General features: G+C 52.9%; 15 protein-coding genes. 11 read left to right on the top strand and 4 right to left on the bottom strand.

Annotation, left to right across the window (positions count from 1 at the left end):
• Positions 1 to 108 precede the first annotated feature (108 nt).
• Complete coding sequence (gene putA / locus Electrica_RS16015; protein WP_141964945.1) at positions 109 to 4,071, bottom strand: trifunctional transcriptional regulator/proline dehydrogenase/L-glutamate gamma-semialdehyde dehydrogenase; 3,963 nt, start codon at positions 4,069 to 4,071, stop codon at positions 109 to 111.
• A gap of 424 nt (positions 4,072 to 4,495) precedes the next feature.
• Between putA and putP the strand changes: the two genes are divergently transcribed.
• Both putP and Electrica_RS16000 read left to right on the top strand, forming a co-directional pair.
• Positions 4,496 to 6,004 carry a sodium/proline symporter PutP gene (gene putP / locus Electrica_RS16010; protein WP_100685719.1) on the top strand — a complete coding sequence of 503 codons (1,509 nt, stop codon included), beginning with the start codon at positions 4,496 to 4,498 and terminating at the stop codon, positions 6,002 to 6,004.
• A 148-nt stretch (positions 6,005 to 6,152) separates the two neighbouring features.
• Positions 6,153 to 6,587: a DUF3574 domain-containing protein gene (locus tag Electrica_RS16000; protein WP_100685718.1), complete on the top strand. Its 435-nt coding sequence runs from the start codon at positions 6,153 to 6,155 to the stop codon at positions 6,585 to 6,587.
• Between the two features lie 76 nt (positions 6,588 to 6,663).
• On the opposite strand, the gene Electrica_RS15995 is transcribed toward Electrica_RS16000, so the two are convergent.
• Positions 6,664 to 7,848 (bottom strand): NupC/NupG family nucleoside CNT transporter, encoded by a 1,185-nt coding sequence (locus Electrica_RS15995; protein ID WP_141964943.1) that lies wholly within the window; start codon positions 7,846 to 7,848, stop codon positions 6,664 to 6,666.
• A 261-nt stretch (positions 7,849 to 8,109) separates the two neighbouring features.
• Here Electrica_RS15995 and efeU point away from each other — a divergent pair, with 261 nt between their 5' ends.
• From efeU to phoH, 4 genes are all read left to right on the top strand, one after another.
• Positions 8,110 to 8,949, top strand: coding sequence for an iron uptake transporter permease EfeU (gene efeU, locus Electrica_RS15990; RefSeq protein ID WP_100685716.1), 840 nt, complete (start codon positions 8,110 to 8,112; stop codon positions 8,947 to 8,949).
• Positions 8,950 to 8,996: 47 nt separating this feature from the next.
• Positions 8,997 to 10,124, top strand: a complete 1,128-nt coding sequence (efeO, locus tag Electrica_RS15985; protein WP_100685715.1) for an iron uptake system protein EfeO — start codon at positions 8,997 to 8,999, stop codon at positions 10,122 to 10,124.
• 4 nt (positions 10,125 to 10,128) lie between these two features.
• On the top strand, positions 10,129 to 11,412 hold the full coding sequence (gene efeB, locus Electrica_RS15980) for an iron uptake transporter deferrochelatase/peroxidase subunit (protein ID WP_131048434.1): 1,284 nt from the start codon (positions 10,129 to 10,131) through the stop codon (positions 11,410 to 11,412).
• Positions 11,413 to 11,920: 508 nt separating this feature from the next.
• The gene (gene phoH / locus Electrica_RS15975; protein ID WP_191119242.1) at positions 11,921 to 12,709 is read left to right on the top strand and encodes a phosphate starvation-inducible protein PhoH; all 789 of its coding nucleotides are present in this window, start codon (positions 11,921 to 11,923) and stop codon (positions 12,707 to 12,709) included.
• A 60-nt stretch (positions 12,710 to 12,769) separates the two neighbouring features.
• Here phoH and Electrica_RS15970 read toward each other — a convergent pair whose 3' ends face one another.
• Together Electrica_RS15970 and Electrica_RS15965 are read right to left on the bottom strand one after the other, a co-directional pair.
• Positions 12,770 to 14,011 (bottom strand): MFS transporter, encoded by a 1,242-nt coding sequence (locus Electrica_RS15970; RefSeq protein ID WP_141964942.1) that lies wholly within the window; start codon positions 14,009 to 14,011, stop codon positions 12,770 to 12,772.
• Between the two features lie 360 nt (positions 14,012 to 14,371).
• Positions 14,372 to 14,716 (bottom strand): hypothetical protein, encoded by a 345-nt coding sequence (locus Electrica_RS15965; RefSeq protein ID WP_131048437.1) that lies wholly within the window; start codon positions 14,714 to 14,716, stop codon positions 14,372 to 14,374.
• 437 nt (positions 14,717 to 15,153) lie between these two features.
• Here Electrica_RS15965 and Electrica_RS15960 point away from each other — a divergent pair, with 437 nt between their 5' ends.
• The 5 genes from Electrica_RS15960 to Electrica_RS15940 all read left to right on the top strand — a co-directional run bounded on the left by Electrica_RS15960 (position 15,154) and on the right by Electrica_RS15940 (position 22,478).
• Positions 15,154 to 15,432, top strand: a complete 279-nt coding sequence (locus Electrica_RS15960) for a YdgH/BhsA/McbA family protein (protein ID WP_100685710.1) — start codon at positions 15,154 to 15,156, stop codon at positions 15,430 to 15,432.
• A gap of 283 nt (positions 15,433 to 15,715) precedes the next feature.
• On the top strand, positions 15,716 to 17,068 hold the full coding sequence (locus tag Electrica_RS15955; RefSeq protein ID WP_167686243.1) for a GGDEF domain-containing protein: 1,353 nt from the start codon (positions 15,716 to 15,718) through the stop codon (positions 17,066 to 17,068).
• Between the two features lie 1,548 nt (positions 17,069 to 18,616).
• Complete coding sequence (locus Electrica_RS15950) at positions 18,617 to 19,129, top strand: hypothetical protein (protein ID WP_131050017.1); 513 nt, start codon at positions 18,617 to 18,619, stop codon at positions 19,127 to 19,129.
• Positions 19,130 to 19,150: 21 nt separating this feature from the next.
• On the top strand, positions 19,151 to 19,738 hold the full coding sequence (locus Electrica_RS15945; protein WP_141964940.1) for a fimbrial protein: 588 nt from the start codon (positions 19,151 to 19,153) through the stop codon (positions 19,736 to 19,738).
• A 283-nt stretch (positions 19,739 to 20,021) separates the two neighbouring features.
• Positions 20,022 to 22,478, top strand: a complete 2,457-nt coding sequence (locus tag Electrica_RS15940) for a fimbria/pilus outer membrane usher protein (protein WP_266095167.1) — start codon at positions 20,022 to 20,024, stop codon at positions 22,476 to 22,478.
• Positions 22,479 to 22,497 lie beyond the last annotated feature (19 nt).

Here is a 22,497-nt window from a genome sequence, read left to right as displayed (position 1 = left end):
TGGATTTTCCCGGGCGCGGGGCGGGGCGCCTTACCCGGCTACAGAACGGCAGACGGCTGAAGACAGGTAGCCCGGACAGGTGCGTAGTACCGCCTCCGGGGAACAGCGTTAGCCGATGGTCATCAGGCTGGCGTTGCCGCCTGCCGCCGCAGTATTGACGCTCAGCGAGCGTTCAATGTACAGACGTTCCAGCAGCAGGTTGCTCTCACCGCGGGCGAAACCCTGAACCGAGATAATCGCGCCATCGCGTGCCGCCACCTGCTCGCACAGTTCGCGCAACTGGTCGGAGTCGCCGTGATAGATAACCGCATCGAACGCCTGAGCGCTCAACATCTCCGGTTTGGCAAAGTGGAGACGTTCGCTGACCTCGCGCGGCAGTTTCTTCGCCAGTTCGCGATGCAGAGCGCTCTCCGGCCACAGGATTTCACAGCCGACCGCGGTGACTGCCGCCAGCTGAATCAGCGCATCCTGCTCGTTATCCGCCACGCACAGCACGCGGTCGCGAGGGATAAAGGTCAGGGTATTGCGCTCGCCGGTCGGCCCCGGCAGCAGACGCTGGGTACCGGCTTGCGCCAGGTCACGATACTGCTGGCACAGCGCCTGCAGTTCAGGGCGACCGGCGGCCCACTGCTGCAGCGCGTTCAGCGGTTTTTCCAGCAGGGTTTTCAGCTGCGCATCCAGCGGGCGTTGCGCATCCTGGCGGGCAAGGGTGGTCCCGACGGCATTTTGCGGACGGCTGGAGAGCAGGCGATACAGATACAGCGGGCCGCCGGCTTTCGGTCCGGTCCCCGACAGACCCTCGCCGCCAAACGGCTGCACGCCGACCACGGCGCCAACCATATTGCGGTTAACGTACAGGTTGCCGACCTTCGCGCTGCCGGTGACCTGCGCGATGGTCTCATCGATGCGGGTATGGACGCCGAGAGTCAGACCGTAGCCGGAGGCGTTAATCTGTTCGACCAGTTGATCCAGAGCGTTACGGTTGTAGCGAACCACGTGCAGAACCGGGCCAAAGACCTCTTTTTTCAGCTCATCAAAACTCTCCAGCTCGATCAGGGTCGGCGGAATGAAGGTCCCGCTGTGCCACTCACGCGCATCCTCGCTGTTTTCCCGTACCGCCTGGAACACCGTGCGTCCTTTGGCGCGCAGGCTCTGAATATGGCGTTCAATATTCTCTTTCGCTTCGGCATCGATGACCGGACCGATGTCGGTCGTCAGGCGGCCAGGGTTGCCCATCCGGCATTCGCCCATCGCACCGCGCAGCATGGTCAGCGTATGGTCTGCTATCTCTTCCTGCAGGCAGAGAATACGCAGGGCGGAACAGCGCTGCCCGGCGCTATCGAACGCGGAAGCCAGCACATCGACCACCACTTGCTCGGTGAGGGCGGAGGAGTCGACGATCATCGCGTTCATCCCGCCGGTTTCGGCGATAAGCGGCGTCGGACGCCCCTGTGCATCCAGGCGGCTGGCGATATTGCGTTGCAGCAGGGTGGCGACTTCGGTGGAGCCGGTAAACATCACGCCGCGAACGCGATCGTCGGTGGTCAGCGCGGCGCCGACGGTTTCCCCGCGGCCCGGCAGCAACTGAATCACCCCCGGCGGGACCCCGGCTTCCAGCAGAATCGCCACGCCCTGGGCGGCAATCAGCGGCGTCTGTTCGGCGGGTTTCGCCAGTACGCTGTTACCGGCGGCCAGCGCGGCGGCAATCTGACCGGTGAAAATCGCCAGCGGGAAGTTCCACGGGCTAATACAGACCACTGGGCCCAGCGGACGGTGGGTTTCATTATCGAAATCGTCGCGCACCTGACCGGCGTAGTAGTGGAGGAAATCGACGGCTTCGCGGACTTCGGCGATGGCGTTGCTGAAGGTTTTACCGGCTTCGCGGACCAGAATGCCGATCAGCATCTGCATCTGGCCTTCCATTAGTACCGCCGCGCGTTCAAGGATCGCCGCACGTTCCTGCGGCGGGGTGGCAAACCAGATAGGGGCGTTATTGACCGCGCTGGTCAGCGCCAGCTCAATCTCTTCCGGGCGGGCTTCACGCACGTGGCCGACGATATCTTTCGGCGCGGCCGGGTTAATCACCACCTGCAGTTCGCCGGCAATCACCGGATGCTCCAGCGTCGGCAGCGCCTGCCATTTGTGCAACGCGCTGTTCAGCAAAGCGGAGGAGAGGGAGGCCAGACGGTGTTCGTTGGCCAAATCCAGGCCCGCGGAGTTGCTGCGGCCTTTGCCGTACAGATCGCGTGGCAGCGGGATCTTCGGATGCGGCAGACCGGCCTGACCCTCCTGCTGAGCCAGTTTTTCCACGGCGCTGACCGGGTCGGCCACCAGCTCATCCAGCGGCAGCGTACTATCCGCGATACGATTAACAAAGGAGGTGTTGGCGCCGTTTTCCAGCAGGCGACGCACCAGGTATGCCAGCAGCGTTTCGTGAGTCCCGACCGGCGCATAAATCCGGCACGGACGATTCAGTTTACCGTCGGCAACCTTGCCGACCACCTGCTCGTAGAGCGGTTCGCCCATGCCGTGCAGGCACTGGAACTCATACTGGCCGGGATAGTAGTTCTGCCCGGCCAGCTGATAAATGGCGGCCAGGGTGTGGGCGTTGTGGGTGGCGAACTGCGGGTAGATCAGGCTCGGCACCGCCAGCAGCTTTTTCGCGCAGGCGAGGTAGGAGACGTCGGTATACACTTTGCGGGTGTAAACCGGGTAGCCTTCGAGGCCGTCCATCTGCGCGCGTTTGATTTCGCTGTCCCAGTAGGCGCCTTTTACCAGGCGGATCATCAGGCGACGGCGGCTGCGGGTGGCAAGATCGATCAGGGAATCAATGACGAACGGGCAGCGTTTCTGATAGGCCTGAATGACGAAGCCGATCCCGTTCCAGCCGGCCAGCTCTGGTTCAAAACACAGCTTTTCCAGCAGATCGAGGGAGATCTCCAGACGATCGGCTTCTTCGGCATCGATGTTAATCCCGATGTCGTACTGCCGTGCCAGCAGAGTCAATGATTTCAGGCGCGGATACAGTTCATCCATCACCCGATCGTATTGCGCGCGGCTATAGCGCGGGTGCAGCGCGGAGAGCTTGATCGAAATCCCCGGCCCTTCATAAATACCGCGGCCGTTAGAGGCTTTGCCAATCGCGTGGATCGCCTGCTGGTAGGAGACCATATAGGCCTGAGCATCGGCGGCGGTGAGGGCGGCTTCGCCCAGCATATCGTAGGAGTAACGGAACCCTTTCTCTTCCAGCTTGCGGGCGTTGGCCAGCGCTTCGGCAATGGTTTCGCCGGTCACGAACTGCTCGCCCATTAAACGCATCGCCATGTCGACGCCTTTGCGAATCAGCGGTTCGCCGCTTTTGCCGATAATCCGGTTCAGCGAGCGCGACAGGCTGGTTTCGTTATGGGTAGAGACCAGTTTGCCGGTAAACAGCAGGCCCCAGGTGGCGGCGTTAACGAACAGCGACGGGCTGCGGCCGATATGCGATTGCCAGTTACCGTTGCTGATTTTGTCGCGGATGAGGGCATCGCGGGTGGCTTTGTCCGGAATACGCAGCAGCGCCTCCGCCAGACACATCAGCGCCACCCCTTCCTGCGAGGAGAGGGAAAACTCTTGCAGCAGGCTCTGCACCATGCCGGCGCGACCGCTGGCGGTTTTTTGATTACGCAGTTTTTCCGCTAGCTGATAAGCCAGCCTGTGCGCCTGTTCTGCCAGCGGCTGCGGCAGACGCGCCTGCTCCAGCAGCATAGGGACGGCGTCGGTCTCCGCCCGGCGGTAAGCGGCAGTAATCGAGACCCGGGTGACGGACTGCGGCAGGATCTGCTCGGCAAATTCGAGGAATGGCTGCCACGGCTCATCGACCTGGCTGCTGGCGTCATCGCTTTCATTGGCGGTGCCGGTAAGCAGAGTCGGCAGCTCGGGCAGCGTCTGGTCGTTTTCCAGCTTTTCCAGATAGTTGAAAATGGCCTGTTTAATCAGCCAGTGCGGCGAGCGGTCAATACGGCTCGCGGCGAACTTAATGCGTTCACGCGTCGCGTCGTCAAGCTTAACACCCATGGTGGTGGTGCCCATGCTTATCACTCCTGTTATCAATTGTTGTTCTTTTTTTCGGTTACGCGGAAATATCCACTATGTTGCAACTTTGTGCAACCTTGTTAATCGTGACCTGTGTAGCAAGCTGAGAAAGGCGTAAATTGTTAATTGCGGTGATGGATATAACGGAAAATTAACCTTTCTCCGCCGCGGTTTTTTATGCGTCAGTTAACAGTTTTACAAGGTGCAACCAATAAAAATGTGAGAGAGTGCAACCTGTAACGAAATGAAGTTTGGTACGGACAAGAATTAGTGTAAATGCTGTGTTAAATCGTTTGTGAAATGCCGACGCATCCGTCAGGATACGGTCGCCCAATACAACCATTGCGCCATTACCCCGTTCCGGTAGTGGAATAAAATGACAAAGCAGGATGTTGTTGACAAAATAATCTGGAGATTTTACATGGCTATTAGCACCCCCATGTTGGTGACTTTTACTATTTATATATTTGGCATGATATTGATCGGTTTTATTGCCTGGCGATCGACAAAGAACTTTGATGATTATATTCTCGGCGGCCGCAGCCTCGGGCCATTTGTGACGGCGCTCTCCGCGGGGGCCTCTGATATGAGCGGCTGGCTGCTGATGGGATTACCCGGTGCGATATTTCTCTCCGGTATTTCCGAGAGCTGGATTGCCATCGGCCTGACGCTCGGCGCATGGATTAACTGGAAACTGGTCGCCGGCCGCCTGCGCGTTCATACCGAGGTGAATAATAACGCGCTGACCTTGCCGGATTATTTTACCGGCCGCTTTGAAGATAAAAGCCGCGTGCTGCGTATTATTTCGGCGCTGGTTATTTTGCTGTTCTTCACCATTTATTGCGCCTCCGGGATTGTTGCCGGCGCTCGTCTGTTTGAAAGCACCTTTGGCATGAGCTATGAAACGGCGCTGTGGGCCGGTGCGGCGGCGACGATTATTTATACCTTCGTCGGCGGATTCCTCGCCGTCAGCTGGACCGATACCGTGCAGGCCAGCCTGATGATTTTCGCGCTGATTCTGACGCCGGTGATGGTCATTATTTCCGTTGGCGGCTTTGGCGAATCGCTGGAAGTGATCAAGCAGAAGAGCATTGAAAACGTCGATATGCTCAAGGGGCTGAATTTCGTGGCGATTATTTCGCTGATGGGCTGGGGCCTTGGCTACTTTGGCCAGCCGCATATTCTGGCACGTTTTATGGCCGCGGACTCGCACCACAGTATTGTTCACGCTCGCCGTATCAGCATGACGTGGATGATTCTCTGCCTGGCGGGCGCGGTGGCGGTCGGTTTCTTCGGTATTGCATGGTTCAATAATAACCCGGCGTTGGCCGGGGCGGTAAATCAGAACTCCGAGCGCGTGTTTATCGAACTGGCGCAAATCCTGTTTAACCCTTGGATTGCCGGTATCCTGCTGTCGGCGATTCTGGCGGCGGTGATGTCCACCCTGAGCTGCCAGCTGCTGGTGTGCTCCAGCGCGATTACCGAAGACTTGTATAAAGCGTTTCTGCGTAAAAACGCCGGGCAAAAAGAGCTGGTGTGGATCGGACGGGTGATGGTCCTGGTGGTGGCGCTGGTCGCCATTGCGCTGGCGGCCAACCCGAACAACCGCGTGCTGGGTCTGGTGAGCTACGCCTGGGCCGGTTTCGGTGCGGCGTTTGGTCCGGTCGTTTTGTTCTCGGTAATGTGGTCGCGTATGACGCGTAACGGGGCGCTGGCTGGGATGGTGATCGGCGCGCTGACGGTGATTTTCTGGAAACAGTTCGGTTGGCAGGAGCTGTATGAAATCATCCCTGGCTTTATCTTCGGCAGCCTCGGTATCGTGGTCTTCAGCCTGCTGAGCAAAGCTCCGTCGGCCTCGATGCAGCAACGCTTTGCCGAAGCGGACGCCCATTACCATTCGGCTCCGCCGACGCCGGCTATCGCCGAGTAAACTCAGGACAGGTCAATCCAGCCCGCGTTTCAGCGGGCTTTTTCGTTGCTGATAGCCGGTCAAACGCCCGGCGGCGCTGCTCCCCCTCTTGCTAATTCCATGAAAATACGCTGATATCGGGGGCACAAAAAACAATGAGGATAGCAAAATGACGTTCAGACAGGGTGCGCTGGTGCTGGTGATGGCCGGGTTGCTTGGCGGTTGCGTGGCGCCGGCGAAGAAGAGTGCGCCGGTTCCCACCGCGGCGGTATGCCCGGCAGAGAATGCGATGGTGCAGACCACGCTCTATTTCGGTTTGAGCCGCCCGGCGGGCAAAGATATCACCGCCCAGGAGTGGCAGCAGTTTGTTGACCGCGACGTCACGCCGCGCTTTCGTGAGGGGTTAACGGTGTTTGACGCCCGGGGCCAGTGGTTGGGCAATGATGGCAACGTGGCCCGCGAGCAGAGTAAAGCGCTGATGCTGATTCATGGTAAAGACGGCGACAGTGAAGAGGGGATTGAGGCGTTACGTCACCTCTATAAATCGCGCTTTGCCCAGGAGTCGGTGATGCGCGTTGACCAACCGGTCTGCGTACATTTTTAATGTAAACTGCCTCTGCTGAAAGTGCCGGGTGGCGGCTGACGCCTTACCCGGCACAAACGCAATGGCGTCTCCCCGGTTACAGCACCAGCCCCGCGAAGCTGGCAGAGAGCAGGCTCACCAGCGTGGCGCCGAACACCAGACGCAGACCGAAGCGGGAAACAATATTGCCCTGTTTTTCGTTCAGCCCTTTAATGGCCCCGGCAATAATACCGATCGAAGCAAAGTTGGCAAAAGAGACCAGGAAGACCGACAGGATGCCCAGTCCGCGCGGGGTCATACCGGCAGCAATTTTCTGCAGCTCAATCATCGCCACGAACTCATTGGCCACCAGCTTGGTGGCCATAATACTTCCGGCGTTCAACGCATCGCTGAGCGGAATACCAATCAGCCAGGCCAGCGGATAAAAAACGTAGCCGAGAATTTGCTGGAAGCTCAGACCAAATAGCGTGGCGAACAGGGCATTAATGGCGCTGATCAGGGCAATAAAACCAATCAGCATCGCCAGAATAATCATCGCCACTTTAAAGCCGGCAAGAATATATTCCCCGAGCATTTCGAAGAAGCTTTGTGATTCGTGGAGCTTCTCCAGCTTAATCTCTTCCTCGCTACCCGGGCGCGTCGGGTTAATAATCGACAGCACAATAAAGGTGCTGAACATATTAAGGATCAGCGCCGCGACCACATATTTTGCGTCGAGCATGCTCATATAGGCGCCGACGATGGAGAGCGACACCGTTGACATCGCGGTCGCCGCCATGGTGAACAGCCGGCGGGAGGAGAGGTCGCCCAGCACGCCTTTGTAGGCGATAAAGTTCTCCGACTGGCCGAGAATCAGCGAGCTGACGGCGTTAAAGGACTCCAGTTTCCCCATGCCGTTGACTTTGGAGAGCAGGGTACCTATCACGCGGATGAACACGGGCAGGATGCGCCAGTGCTGGAGAATACCGATCAGCGCCGAAATAAAGACAATCGGGCACAGTACGCCAAGGAAAATAAACGCCATCCCTTTTTCGCTCATGCCGCCAAATACAAAGTTGGTGCCTTCGGCGGCGAAGCCGAGCAGCGAAGTGAAAAATCCTGAGATATTTTTAACTATCCACAGCCCGCTTTCGGCATGCAGAAAAAAGAAAGCCAGCGCAATTTCAATGATAATTAACTGGATAATATAGCGAACGCGGATTTTTTGTCGGTCATAGCTGGCAAGCCAGGCAAGGCCGAGGATAACCGCCAGCGCCAGCAGGAAGTGCAAGAATTGTGTCATGTTGTTCTTTTCGCAGGTCAATAAGGCCGCTATTTAGCCACAGCCGCACTGGCGGGTAAATATCTGCAGTGAAAAAAACGCTTGAGCGTGGTGAAGACAGATAATCCCCTAAGTAATTATTTTATAGCGATTAATTTACAACTCGTCACTGATCTCTCTATATTTCGCTTGTGTTTCTGATTATTGTAATGATAATCACTATCAGAAATATTTACCTATCTTTGCATCCACTGACTGCGATTCACATTGAAGGGTGTTGGCATGTTTGTTCCATTTCTCATTATGTTACGCGAAGGGCTGGAAGCGGCGCTGATTGTCAGCCTGATTGCCAGCTATCTCAAACGCACCCAGCGCGGCAGCTGGATTGGCGTCATGTGGATTGGCGTTATCCTGGCGGCGGCGCTGTGCCTGGGCCTTGGGATCTTTATCAACGAAACCACCGGCGAGTTTCCCCAGCGTGAACAGGAGCTGTTCGAAGGCATCGTGGCGCTGGTGGCGGTATGCATCCTGACCTGGATGGTCTTCTGGATGCGTAAAGTCTCGCGCAACGTGAAACAGCAGCTGGAACAGGCGGTGGATAATGCGCTACAGCGCGGTAATCATCACGGCTGGGCGCTGGTGATGATGGTCTTTTTCGCCGTCGCGCGGGAAGGGCTGGAGTCGGTGTTCTTCCTGCTGGCGGCCTTCCAGCAGGATGTGGGGATCTGGCCGCCGCTCGGGGCGATGCTGGGGCTGGCGACTGCGATTGTCCTCGGCTTCCTGCTTTACTGGGGCGGGATCCGCCTTAACCTCGGGGTGTTTTTCAAATGGACCAGTCTGTTCATTCTGCTGGTGGCGGCCGGGCTGGCTGCCGGGGCAATTCGCGCCTTCCATGAAGCCGGGCTGTGGAACCACTTCCAGGACGTGGCGTTTGATCTGAGCGGCGTGCTGTCGACCCACACGCTTTTCGGCACGCTGCTGGAAGGGATCTTCGGTTACCAGGAGACGCCTACCGTCAGTGAAGTGGCAGTCTACTTTATCTATTTGATTCCGGCGCTGGTGCTGTTTGCGCTGCCGCCGCGTAGCAATACAGCAACCTCGCGTACCGCTCCGCTTAAGTAGGGCGCCGCAGGACTATGGTTACCACATACTTACCGAAAGGGATGATCATGATGATTCATTTTCGCCGTAATGCGCTGCAGCTTGCCGTCGCAGCGTTGTTCAGCTCTGCTTTCTACGCCCAGGCTGCGGATATCCCGCAGGTAAAAGTGACCGTTAACGACAAGCAGTGTGAGCCGATGAACGTCACCGTGAAAGCGGGGAAAACGCAGTTCATTATTCAGAACCACAGTCAGAAAGCGCTGGAGTGGGAGATCCTTAAAGGCGTGATGGTGGTGGAAGAGCGCGAGAATATTGCACCAGGCTTTACGCAAAAGCTGACGGCGAATTTGCAGCCGGGCGAATATGACATGACCTGCGGTCTGCTGACCAACCCGAAAGGCAAACTGATTGTCACCGGCGAGGCCACCAAAGATGCGGCGAAAGCCAATGCGGTGTTGAGCCTTGGCGAGGCGATTACCGCCTATAAGGCCTACGTTACGGCGGAAACCGCCCAGCTGGTTAGCGGCACGAAAGCCTTCACCGACGCGGTGAAAGCGGGCGATATTGAAAAAGCGAAAGCGCTGTATGCGCCGACGCGCCAGCACTACGAGCGCATTGAACCGATCGCCGAGCTGTTCTCCGATCTGGACGGCAGCATTGATGCCCGTGAAGACGATTATGAGAAAAAAGCCGAAGACCCGAAATTCACCGGCTTCCACCGTCTGGAAAAAGCCCTGTTTGGCGATAACAGCGTCAAGGGGATGGAAAAGTATGCCGACCAGCTGAACAGCGATGTGCTGGAACTGCAAAAACGCATCAGCGAACTGGCGTTCCCACCGTCGAAAGTGGTGGGCGGCGCGGCGGGCCTGATTGAAGAAGTCGCGGCCAGCAAAATCAGCGGTGAGGAAGATCGCTACAGTCATACCGATCTGTGGGACTTCCAGGCTAATATCGACGGCGCACAGAAAATCGTCGACCTGCTGCGTCCGCAACTGCAAAAAGAGAACAGCGCGCTGCTGGCGAAAGTGGATGCTAACTTCAAGAAAGTTGACGCGATCCTCAGTAAATACCGCACTAAAGACGGCTTCGAAACCTATGACAAGCTGACGGATGCGGATCGTAATGCGTTGAAAGGGCCAATCACCACGCTGGCGGAAGATCTGGCTCAACTGCGCGGGATCCTTGGACTGGACTAAGTCGATGGCAGAACACAAACAATTTGACGTGAATGAACCTTCACGTCGTCGGTTATTAAAAGGGATCGGCGCGCTTGGCGGCGCGCTGGCTATCACCGGCGGCTGTCCGGTGGCGCACGCGGTGTCCGGCAACAGCTCTCCGGGGGCGCTGTCGCCGGACGCGCGTGCTGAGGCGCAGCCTTTTTACGGCCAGCACCAGGCCGGCGTGCTGACGCCGCAGCAGGCATCGATGATGCTGGTGGCCTTTGATGTGTTGGCCAGCGATAAAGCTGACCTGGAGCGACTGTTTCGCCTGCTGACTCAGCGCATTGCCTTTCTGACCAAAGGCGGGCCGGCGCCGGACACGCCAAATCCGCGTCTGCCGCCGATGGACTCGGGGATCCTCGGGCCGTGGATCTCCCCGGATAACCTGACCGTCACCGTTTCGCTGGGCCATTCGCTGTTTGATGAGCGCTATGGATTAGCGGACAAGGCGCCGAAAAAGCTGCAAAAGATGACCCGCTTCCCCAACGATGCGCTGGATGCGGCGCTTTGCCATGGCGATCTGCTGTTGCAAATCTGCGCCAATACTCAGGATACGGTTATCCATGCGCTGCGCGATGTGATTAAACACACGCCGGATCTGCTCAGCGTGCGCTGGAAGCGCGAAGGGTTTATTTCCGATAGCGCCGCGCGCAGTAAAGGCAAAGAGACGCCGGTTAACCTGCTGGGCTTTAAAGATGGCACCGCGAACCCGGCCAGCAGCGATAAGGCGCTGATGGATGACGTGGTGTGGGTGACCCCCGGCCAGGGCGAGCCGGCATGGGCAACCGGTGGCAGCTATCAGGCGGCGCGTATCATCCAGTTCCACGTGGAGTTCTGGGATCGCACCCCGCTGAAAGAGCAGCAGACCATTTTTGGTCGGGATAAGCACAGCGGCGCGCCGCTGGGCATGCAGCATGAACATGACGTGCCGGATTACAGCCGCGATCCTGACGGCGATATGATTGCCCTGGACAGCCACATTCGGCTGGCGAATCCGCGTACGCCGCAGACGCAGTCCAGTCTGATGATGCGCCGTGGCTACAGTTATTCGCTGGGGGTGACCAACTCCGGGCAGCTGGATATGGGACTGCTGTTTGTCTGCTACCAGCATGACCTGGAGAAGGGATTCCTGACGGTGCAAAAACGCCTTAACGGCGAAGCGCTGGAGGAGTACGTCAAACCTATCGGCGGCGGCTACTTCTTTGTGTTACCGGGCGTTATCGATAGCCAGCACTACCTGGCGCAATCTCTGCTCGAAGCCTGACGTGCCTGCCCGAAAGGGCAGGGCGTTTCTGCTGTTTTTCCATTCTTTTTTTGTATTTCCTGCCTTGTTTCATTTTTCTGTAATCTTATAGTCGGAAACTCTCTGCAGCTGCAATGAGAACTATTTGTTGTCTATATGTAAGAAATAAGTTGCATTAAGAATTATTTTTGATGTACTTATTACAGACGCGGTAGTTCCCGGCAGTGATGTCGTTTCACTATGGAGATCGCGAATGCCCGATTGCTGTAACGGAAAACGTCAAACCTCATACCGTACTCCTCAGCACGGGGGCCGCACTCCCGGCCGTGATTCCTGCTCCCCAGACTTATCCCTATCCACAAGCAAAAATTCGAACCCAGGCAAGGTTACCGGTGCGCGTAGCCGTGACCCTCTGCCAATTCGTCAGGCAAGCAATGGCTTACAAGGAAGCCAAACCTCAATCGTTAGTGCGCATAATCGCGTCGATCGTGGCGCGTGTGATGTAAACCAACAACGCAAGGTGCTATCCATGGGAAGACAAAAAGCAGTGACCAGAGCTCGTCGTGAGGCCAAACGTGTGCTGAGACAGGATTCGCGAAGCCATAAGCAGCGCGAAGAAGAATCGGTCACATCGCTTGTGCAAATGAGTGGCGTAGAAGCAATTGGCATGGCGCGGGATAGCCGCGACGCATCGCCGATTGAAGCGCGCAATGACGCTCAGGCGCATTATTTGAATGCCATCGATAATAAACAGCTGATTTTTGCAACGGGCGAAGCCGGGTGCGGAAAAACCTGGATTAGCGCAGCGAAGGCAGCCGAAGCCCTGATTCATAAAGATGTGGACAGGATTATTGTTACCCGTCCCGTTCTGCAGGCCGACGAAGACCTCGGCTTCTTACCGGGAGATATCGCCGAGAAGTTTGCCCCCTATTTCCGACCGGTGTACGACGTGCTGGTGAAGAGACTGGGCTCTTCCTTTATGCAGTACTGCCTGCGGCCGGAAATCGGCAAGGTGGAAATCGCGCCGTTCGCCTATATGCGCGGACGTACATTTGAAAATGCCGTGGTGATTCTGGACGAGGCCCAGAACGTGACGGCTGCGCAAATGAAAATGTTTTTAACCCGCCTCGGGGAAAACGTGACGGTCATCGTTAACGGCGACATTACCCAGTGTGATTTACCCTCTGGCGTGAAGTCCGGGCTGGTCGATGCGCTGGCGCGTTTTGAGGAAGACGAAATGATCGGTATTGTGCGTTTTACCGCCGATGATTGCGTCCGTTCGATGCTCTGCCAACGAACGCTGAAAGCCTACTACTGATCGCTATCTGGTGTGCAAAGCCTGGGGAGACTCAGGCTTTGCTTATCTGGAGCGCGGGGATCAGCCGATCGCGCCCAGCGCGTCTTCGCTGCCCTGTGTTTTCGGCAGTAAGAATAAGGTGGCGAAAATGTCCAGCAGGTAGAGAAGGGCCAGCAGAGTAATGGCGGCGGTAAACGACCAGTGGCTGACGAACAGCCCAATCACCAGCGGTCCAAAACCACCGACGCCGCGACCAAGGTTAAACAGCACGTTCTGCGCCGTAGCGCGGACCCGTAGCGGATAGGTATCAGAGATAAGCGCGCCGTAGCCGCCAATCATCCCGTTAACAAACATACCCATTACCGCTCCGGTAAACAGCATCAGGGTCGGGTCCCGCAGCTGGGCGTAGACAATGACCATCACCACCGCGCCAGCCTGGTAAAGCAGAAAGATCTTCCAGCGGGCGAAACGGTCTGCCAGCACGCCGAACAACCAGATACCGAAAGTCATGCCCACGACGGTGACCGCCGTCCAGAGTCCTGATTTGGTGAGTGAAAAGCCAAAGCTGGAGGAGAGATAGCTGGGCATCCAGATCATCAGGCCGTAGTAGCCAAAATTCTGTACCGAGCACAGGATGAGGATCCCGATACTGGCCTTCGAGGTGGCGCGATCGGCAAACAGCATCCTGAGCCGGGCCGTAAAGGAGACCTCCTGAGTGACCGCGATATCTTTGGTAAATGCGTCAGGCTCCCCCATGCCGCGGCGGATGGCAAATGAGACCAGCGCGGGCAGCAGGCCCACCAGGAACATCCCGCGCCAGCCGATGATATCCAGCAGGAGAGGGGTGATAAAGGCGGCAAGCAGAACGCCAAGCTGCCAGCCGATGCCAACCCATGCCGAGGCGCGGTTACGCTTATGGGCGGGCCAGACTTCGGCAATCAGCGCCATGCCGATACCGAATTCGCCGCCGAGCCCCATACCGGCAAGGGTGCGATAGGCCAGCAGATCCCAATACCCCTGGGCAATCGCACAGAGGCCGGTAAAGACCGAGAACATCAGGATCGTGAAGGTCAGGACGCGAATACGGCCCAGACGATCGCTGAGATGGCCGAAAAAGATCCCGCCCAGTACCGCGCCAATCAGCGTCCAGGTGACGAGGGAGCCGGCCTGAGAGGTGCTGAGTGCCAGCGAAGCGCTGATAGCGGGGAGCATAAAGCCCAGAATCAGCAGATCAAAGCCATCCATTGCGTAACCGCTGATCGCCGCGACCATCGCTTTCGCCGGCGTTACGTCGCGTTTGTTAAGTGGAGAAGAGAACGTCATGTCCAGACCTTAGAGTGAAAATTGTGCGCCAAGTATAAGTTTGTCGGCGGCCGCAATCTACAGGCAAAGCGGGGCAAAGGGTCAGGGTAGCCCGGACGGGGCAAGAATATCGCCCCGGGAAAAGGCATTTGCGCTGCCGCCGGGGGGAGGGAGCAACAGGCGAAAATACGCGGCGGCGACGAGTTTTCGCAGAAGGTGAGGCGGTACGCGCTTTTGTCTCATCTTTGTTATTGCCTGGGCAGGGCGAACCCCCTTGACAGGGGATTAATCCAGGCGACAGGGAAAGCGCCGGTTAACGCCAGCAAAAGACAACCCGCTATCCGGTGATAATTACTGCATCACATAATCCAATGGCCAGGACTAGATGGTGAGATATTTTCTGGTCCCAAACGGACACAGGATAAAAGCACATTTTTTTATGTGCATACATTTCTCTGTACTTTTAGTCATGCCGCTGCAGCCATGTGGCTTTAAATACTGATGCCATTGCTCCGGCATAAAGGGGGTGATTTTGAAAATATCCAGCTCCTGCTGCCTGCCATTAACAATATATTCGTTATTGTCTATCTCTAGTACACTTCCAGTATTTAAAAAATAATCTCCATGATACCACAGGACGAGCTTTAATGATTTTAGCGACACACAAACGGCCAGACACGTTTTGCTGCGGGGGAAAACTAATACATCGGTAACTTTCCATTCCATATAATATCCTTATATGAATGTGAACAAATGTATTTTTTGAACTGAATATGATTATTGCAGATTTTGAATGGCTGGCAATGAAAAATAATGATGTTTGCTAAACATTACATAATCATACACTGGCTTTCAAAGCTGAGAGATATCAGTTAGTTATCCTGCCTGTGAGCTTTTTTAACAGGCAATAAAATTTTAACTAATGGCCGCTTGATTTTGTCGGAATGGCTTTCTTCCTTTTTATCACTCATATTACGTAGGTTTCTTTTTTACATGGCGAAGTTTTTTTCAGGATATGTATAGATATATATTTTTTCTGCCTGACACAATAAACATAAAGTAAAGACGCGGCTGTGATTGATAAGTATTGATCTACAACAACTTTATGCCGGGAAATGTCATTACTATCACCGATGTGAGTACCTTAACTAAAGGAGTAGGCTATGAAAAAGACCCTGGCTGGATTGATTGCTGTTGTAGGTTTAGTTTCTATGAACGCATCGGCGGCGATGCTGATTTCTAAAGATGAAGCTCATCACTTTAAATATGAATATATCGATAATATTACGGTGGCGGCCTCTGGCGGACAGATTTCATCACCGATGGATCTTCATGAAAAGCTGTCGCAGCTCGCCGATGAGAAAGGTGGTAAATATTATGTCATTATCGCCGCCCGGGAACATGGACCGAATTTTGATGCGATTGCTGAAGTTTTCAAATAATGTTTATTAACTAGTCGCAGATAAATGCTGTTTCTGTAAACGGAGACAGCATTTTCTTATGCTTAATTAAATACATGCTGATTTCCTCTATATGGACTATAATGATAACGGGAAAGGGTAGGGCGTTTACTCATTGACAGAAAATACGTGATCCTTTGGTGTGAAAATGAATATAAAAAATGATGTTAGCATTAAATATATGATAGTGGCAATGTTGACTTTGTTTTATGTTTCTTTTTGCGTAATTTTCTTTCATATGCAGTATGATAATGTCCAGGAGGTAATGAAAGAATATCTTTATGATGCCAGGCTGGAAATACTTAATGAAACCTACACCGATGATAATTTATCACTGGCTTTGAGCTATTTGAATCAACAGCGAAACCCTCGGTCTGCGAAAAGTGATTGTTATTTTCCTTTAGAATATAATTCTGTGTTAAATGTCTGGGGGATTAACGTAGACAAGCGGCAGGGTTTAGCGAACTTATATGGGACATTACAGTCTAAAAATAAGCAGATAAGCTGCGAAACGCTTAATTTTCTACATTTATTTGATGAGATTTATCAGTTTCGCAGAGATGAGCGAGAATCGCATAATCAACTGGTCTATTTCATTCCGAAAGACCGGGCGTATATTTATTTCTCAACTCCAGTATTTAATAAAAACTATACGGAATCGAATATTTTTAAAAATATTGATTACTTCCATACAAAAGATTTTTTATCTTTGATGAAAAATAAGACGTTATCCTGGACTTATAATGTCAGAACGGATATTTATGATGATTTTAATACCGGGGAGAAAGTGATCTCAGTCGGTAGTATCGTTTACAATTTTAACGATGCACAAGGGGTGGATATAATCGGTTATGTGTTTAAAGATTTTGTTCAGGATGATTTAAAAAGAATCATCTATGACCGAATAAAGCCAGAGTGGCGTAACCATGTGAAGATGATTGTCAGGGACAGACTCAAAAATTCAGAGATGACTTATGGGGTGAGTCGTCTGTTTAGTACAAACGTCAGGCTTAACTTTTCACATAAATATGAGGTGAGTTACGCATATCCCGTTTCTATTATCCTGATTGATAACATTACGACGTTTCTAATTTCATTTGTGGTTTATATCCTTGTACTGCTGTTGATGTTATATATATACCGGATGATGGTGGTATTCAAGGGCGATAGCTATGCAGATCCGTTGACCGGATGTTATAACCGACGTTACTTAGAGTTATACACTACGAATAGCCGTCTCTCAGATAAACGTGTTGGTGTACTGGTACTGGATTGCAATAACTTTAAAACCATTAACGATCAACTTGGCCATGATTCCGGAGATCGCGCATTAGTCTTTCTGGCTCAAACGCTGGTTAAGGTTTTTCGCAAGAATAAGGATAAATTGATCCGTCTGGGAGGCGATGAGTTTTGTGTGCTTATTTTAGAACCTGATAATATCGAGATAGAAAAAGTCATTGCCCGCATTAATGATAAATTACGGGAGTTTGATTCAGATATTATATTTTCTGTTTCATGGGGATATCATGTTTCTGCAGGAGCCAATATTATTGAGGCACTGCGCAGTGCTGATATGAAGCAGTACGAGAATAAGGAATCGATGAAGAAGCAGGCATAGCGCTAGCGGTCTTCATTTATGAATCTTCAATTTATGAATCTGAATGGTTATGCTTGTTATTCTGCGGGGATAACCGTTTGCTAAGGCTAAGTTGAGATGCCAGAGGGCATAATCGTGTCTTCGGACAAGGGATGCGACTGTCCCAGCCTCACCGTGTTTACTGATGCAGTAACGATGATTGCATACTCCTCACTCCCTCACTCCCTCACTCGCACATCATTGGTCTGATTTTTTATCATTACCGGACTCCTGCTATTTTGTGGCGCTTCAGCGTCAGCATCAGCATCAGCATCAGCATCAGCATCAGCATCAGCATCAGCATCAACGTCAGCGTCAGTGTCAACGTCTGTGTCAACGTCCCGGCATCAGCTTCTTTTTCCCTGAGTCATTGATACCGCTCTCTGCATTTGTAGACCCTTTGCTGAGTCTCCTCAGGTACTGCACAGACAGCAGACCTTATCTCTGCGGTGATGAAACAGTCCTTGCCTGAACGCCTTCACTCATACTGTCGGGTATGCCGTTTCTTGCGATCCGGCCTCGTTCAGACGGCAATCTGACCTGATTTATAACTTAAACGGAATTAAAACGGAGATAAATTAGTTTGTTTAATAAATATTGCAAACATTATAATTTACAATGCAAACTATTTTGATGGTGCCCTATTCCTGAAGCGAAGTTCATTGAATTATATAGCTATTAAATTTTCTGATGTTGCATGGCTGCTAATAAAAAGATCGGTGAAGTAGAATTTAATAGGTTTAACCTATCGAAACTTTGAATTTGATAGCTCCGTTGATTTTGAGATTTTTCCTGTATCGTTTAGTTTCTGTCTGTATGGGGTGCATATGATTGTCATCTGACTTTATTTATAAATATGGTGGATAAATTGACGATAATTTATTTAACTTTACATTAATTAATCCAGCAGAAATTGGGGAATATTCCTATGCTGGCGTTGGCAATTTACTGTAGTGACGAGATTTTTTTCTAAGATTCAGCGCGAATCATATCTGAGAAGGTCTGCAGGAAAGTGGTTTATTACGTATTCTGAACAACAGGGGAGGTCATTATTTTATTTAAAGCTGCTAATGATTTTTTATTGATTCAAATCAAGTGATTTTTATAATAAATTGCATAAACAAAGAGTTATCTTTTTTCTGTCTTGTGCCTTTTTAAGAATTTTCCTCAAAAAAATAACGGGGAAAACTTAATATTTAATCATTGTTCGAAAATGCAACAGCGTTTATAAGCTGTGAAGTGATTTGTTTTATCTATCAAAATCCATGTTGATTTGAGTTAAAAACTGTTAGGAAAAATGTTGGTGCTATGATTTAAATAAAGGTGTAAGAAAACAATACTAAACAATTTTGAATGTGTCTGGTCTGTCTGACACGTTGACTTCGTGTGCGTTAAATATACAGAGAGAAGATGAGATATCATATTGTGTCAGATAATTTATATTTTCTCCTGGGAGTTAGAGGACTATTTAACCGGAAGGGATTGTTTGCATTTATATATTACAGCTGTGAACAGTCTACGCTGGAGCTGATGCGTGATATCAATGGTCATCTGAAACCCGGTGATGTGCTGGTTTGTGCACTGCATGATATTATTCTGCGGCAGAATGTATTGAAGTTGTCATGTGTATTATTTGGCCGGATATTATTTATGCCGTTTTTTACGGTGACTGAAAAAACTACGGGTTCATTACCCTGGGTCCTGAATAGTACTGTAACAGAAGATGCTTTCTTTATTCTCCTGAAGAGAATGGAAACCGCCGCATATCCTAAAAGAAATATTACCGATAAGCATATAGAAACAATCGGATTTCTTACATCGGGTAAAACAATTAATGAACTGGTCATGACGACAGGCTGGACGGCTAAAAAACTCTACTACCAGCGAACGGCATTACTGAAGAAGTGCGGTCTTACCGGAACGACGGATCATGAAGTCCTTCTCTGCAGAGACATATTGACATTATTAAGGAGGCATAACGTAACAAAAGCTAAAGCACCGCCATCTCAACATCATCTGTCACCGGGTGAATATTATTCATAATGATGTAGTAAAGGGACCTGTATGCAAAAAAATACTTTATATAAAGCGATAATTTCCGCATTCGTGATTGTGGGGGGATTGTCAGCCAATGCAAACGCTGCCGACGGTACCATCAACTTTAACGGGACTGTGACCGCAAGCGCCTGTACCACTCTTGTAGGGGCAGCTCCGGCTGGAGGGAGTGCTGGTCTTACCGCAACCGTTAACCTTCCTCCGGTATCAGCCGACACGCTGAATGCCGGGGCCGGTACATATGCCGGGCATACCGCATTCACCATCCAGCTGACCGGATGTCAGGCTGCCGGTTCGCTGAACAGCGTGCGCGCAACATTTTCTACCGCCTCTCCGGCTGCCGGAGACAATACGGTAATGGGCAATACCGCTCCTTCCGGTGCAGACGACGTGGCCGTGGCGATTCTGACGGCACAAAGTACGCCTATTCATCTGAACGGTGGCACATTACTTGACCCCGGTGCCGCGCTCCCTGCGGCGGCTGGCGCTCCGGGGCCGATCACGCTTAATTATCTGGCGGCATACAAATCCCTCAGCACAGCGGTCACCCCCGGTCCTGTTACAGGCGTTGCCGACTACGTGATTTCCTATTTCTGATAATACGGAATAACTGTTTTATTTGCGATTAAAGCCGGGCGACCGGCTTTTTCCGGATAACGACAGTATCTGGTTTTTACCGCGCTATACCAGGGAATATCATTATATGTATCGTTTTTTATTGCGCTGTATTCACACGGAAGAACCACAGAGTCGGCTATCTCTGATGTCGATGGTTTTCCCGGTGCTTCTCAGTAGTTTCAGCGTCAGTGTTTTTGCCGGAAACGATTTTGAGGAAGCGTTTTTACGGCGCGATAAAAACGGTGTATCTCAGGATGTTTTTATGTACCAGGACCCTGTTATACCCGGGAGGAAACTGACAGATATCGTCATAAACGATCGCGCACGCGCGAAGACAGAAATTGACTTCGTCAGTCATGGTAATAACAAAGTTATCCCCTGTCTTTCATACCGTCAGCTGAAATCCTTTGGCGTCAGAGTCAGCCAGTATTCTGGCTGGATAACCCGCGAAGAGGATACGGCGGGGTCGTCTGAAGCGCAAACCTCCGCACCTTCTCGCTGCGAAGATATTGCGCTGCGAATACCTGCTGCTTTTGTTCAGTATGACCACACACATCAGGTGCTGAACATTACCGTGCCGCAGGAGGCCATGGACAACGAGCGTTTTACCATGATCTCGCCGGATGAATGGGATCACGGTACGCCCAGCCTGCGCTCATCCTACAGCGGCTATTTTTATTCGTCACGGCTGAAGGGGGCATCCGGCCAGGGCTGGACGCTAAATGATACGACCACCGAGAGTGCCTGGTTGAGCCTGAATACAACAGGCAATGCCGGGCCATGGCGTCTCTACAGTATTGATTCGTTTTACCGTAACGACAGGAGTCAGTGGAAATCGAATCACGACAGAGCCTATCTTGCACGCGATATTGCGTTCCTGCGCAGCAGCCTGCAGATGGGGGAAATCTACACCCGTACCTCCGGCACGATGGCGGGGGCGATCCCTCTGCGGGGTATCTCGCTGGCGACCAGTGAGCGCATGTCGCTTGATAACCAGTACAGCTATGCGCCGGTTATCCGGGGAGTGGCGCGCACGAATGCCAGATTGCTGGTACGCCAGCGTGATACGGTGATTTACAGCACGTTGCTGACGCCTGGCGCATTCGCAATTGATGATCTGTATACCGCTCAGGTGGGGGCCGATCTCGACGTCGTGGTGGAGGAGTCTGACGGGCAGATTCAGTCTTTCCGGGTTCCTTACACGGCCCTGCCGGGCATGATCCGTGCCGGCGCCATCCGCTACAGTCTGGCCGCGGGCACCTGGCGCGGTCCGGACGGCGGGACATCCGAACCTGCGCTGTTATCCGGCACTCTGGAATACGGTTTTGAACATTTCACTCTGAATAGTGCCTCTGTGCTGGCTGAAAATTACCAGATGCTCTCTTCGGGGGCGGCATGGAATATTGGCGCGATCGGGGCTTTTTCTGCCGATGTGGCGTATGCCCGCCACATCGAAACCTGGAGAGATAACCGCCAGCGCGAAGGTACGGCCGCCAGGCTGCTGTATGCCCGCCAGTTTGATGTTACCGGGACATCGCTGCAACTGCTGGGTTACCAGTATCAGTCAGAATCTTTCCTGGATGCCAGCGAATTTCTTGCGCGTCAGGGTCAGAACTGGATTGACGGCTATGCTCCGGACACGGCTTCCTGGCAAAAACGCCGACGTAACCGGGTGGAGATGACCGTCAACCAGAATATGAACTCTGTCGGCAATCTGTATATGACCATCAGCCAGGAGAGTTTTTACGGCACGGGCAATAAAAACACCTCGCTGAGTGCCGGAGCGGGTACTACCGTCGGTTCGGCCAGCGTCTCTCTGTCACTGATGCACAATCGTTACGAACGTCTCAGCGATAACCAACTGACTCTTTCCCTCAGTCTGCCGTTATCAGTATTGCTCCCCGGAAGGCACGATGCCGGCTTTCTGAGTTACGGCCTCAGCCGCAACAAAAACAACCAGTACGGTCAGTCGCTGGGGTATGCGGGCAACAGCGCGGGCAGTGACTTCAGCTATGCGGCCAGTCTCCTGCGGGACACTCAGGGCGAATACAGCCAGTCAGGATCTCTGGGCTGGAACGGCAGCAGGGCAAATATCAGCGGAAGCATTAGCCATGGAAGGGATTACCGCCAGTACTCCGCCGGGATGTCCGGAGGGGTGACGCTTTATCGCGGAGGGGGGATTATGTCGCCGCCATTGGGTAACACCGTGGCTATTGTTGAAACCCCTGGAGCGGAAAACATCCGGGTTTCCGGTATCAACAATGCGCGGACCGATTCATCCGGCCGGGCAGTGGTGACCTGGTTGACGCCTTATCGCTACAACCAGATTAACCTCGACACCGGGGAATCTGATGGCGCTGAGTTGCAAGAGTCCTCCCGCAAAGTCGTCCCTTCAGAAGGCGCTGCCGTGCTGCTTCGGTTTGCCACCCGCTCGGGCAGAAGAGCGCTCGTGGAAATACACAGCCGAAAAAGTATTCCGCTGGGCGCTCTGGTGTACAGCGAAAGCGCTCCCGGAGTCAACGAGGCAGAGGAGGCCGGTATCGTGGGCCAGAAAGGACTGGCCTGGCTGACCGGGCTGGATACCCGTGAGGCGCAGGTACTGAACGTTATCTGGGGCCAGCGGCCCGCAGAGCAGTGCCAGATTGCGCTTTCCGCACCGACAGAAGAGCAGCTTAAACCAGAAAACTGGCATAAAAAAATCAGAGCGGAGTGTCTCTGATTCTTCACCACCAAACTGC

Origin of the sequence: Klebsiella electrica, assembly GCF_006711645.1 — a bacterium.
GTDB classification, from domain to species: Bacteria; Pseudomonadota; Gammaproteobacteria; order Enterobacterales; family Enterobacteriaceae; genus Klebsiella; species Klebsiella electrica.
Note: the sequence above shows the minus strand (reverse complement) of the source record. Positions and strands in the feature narration are given on the sequence as shown.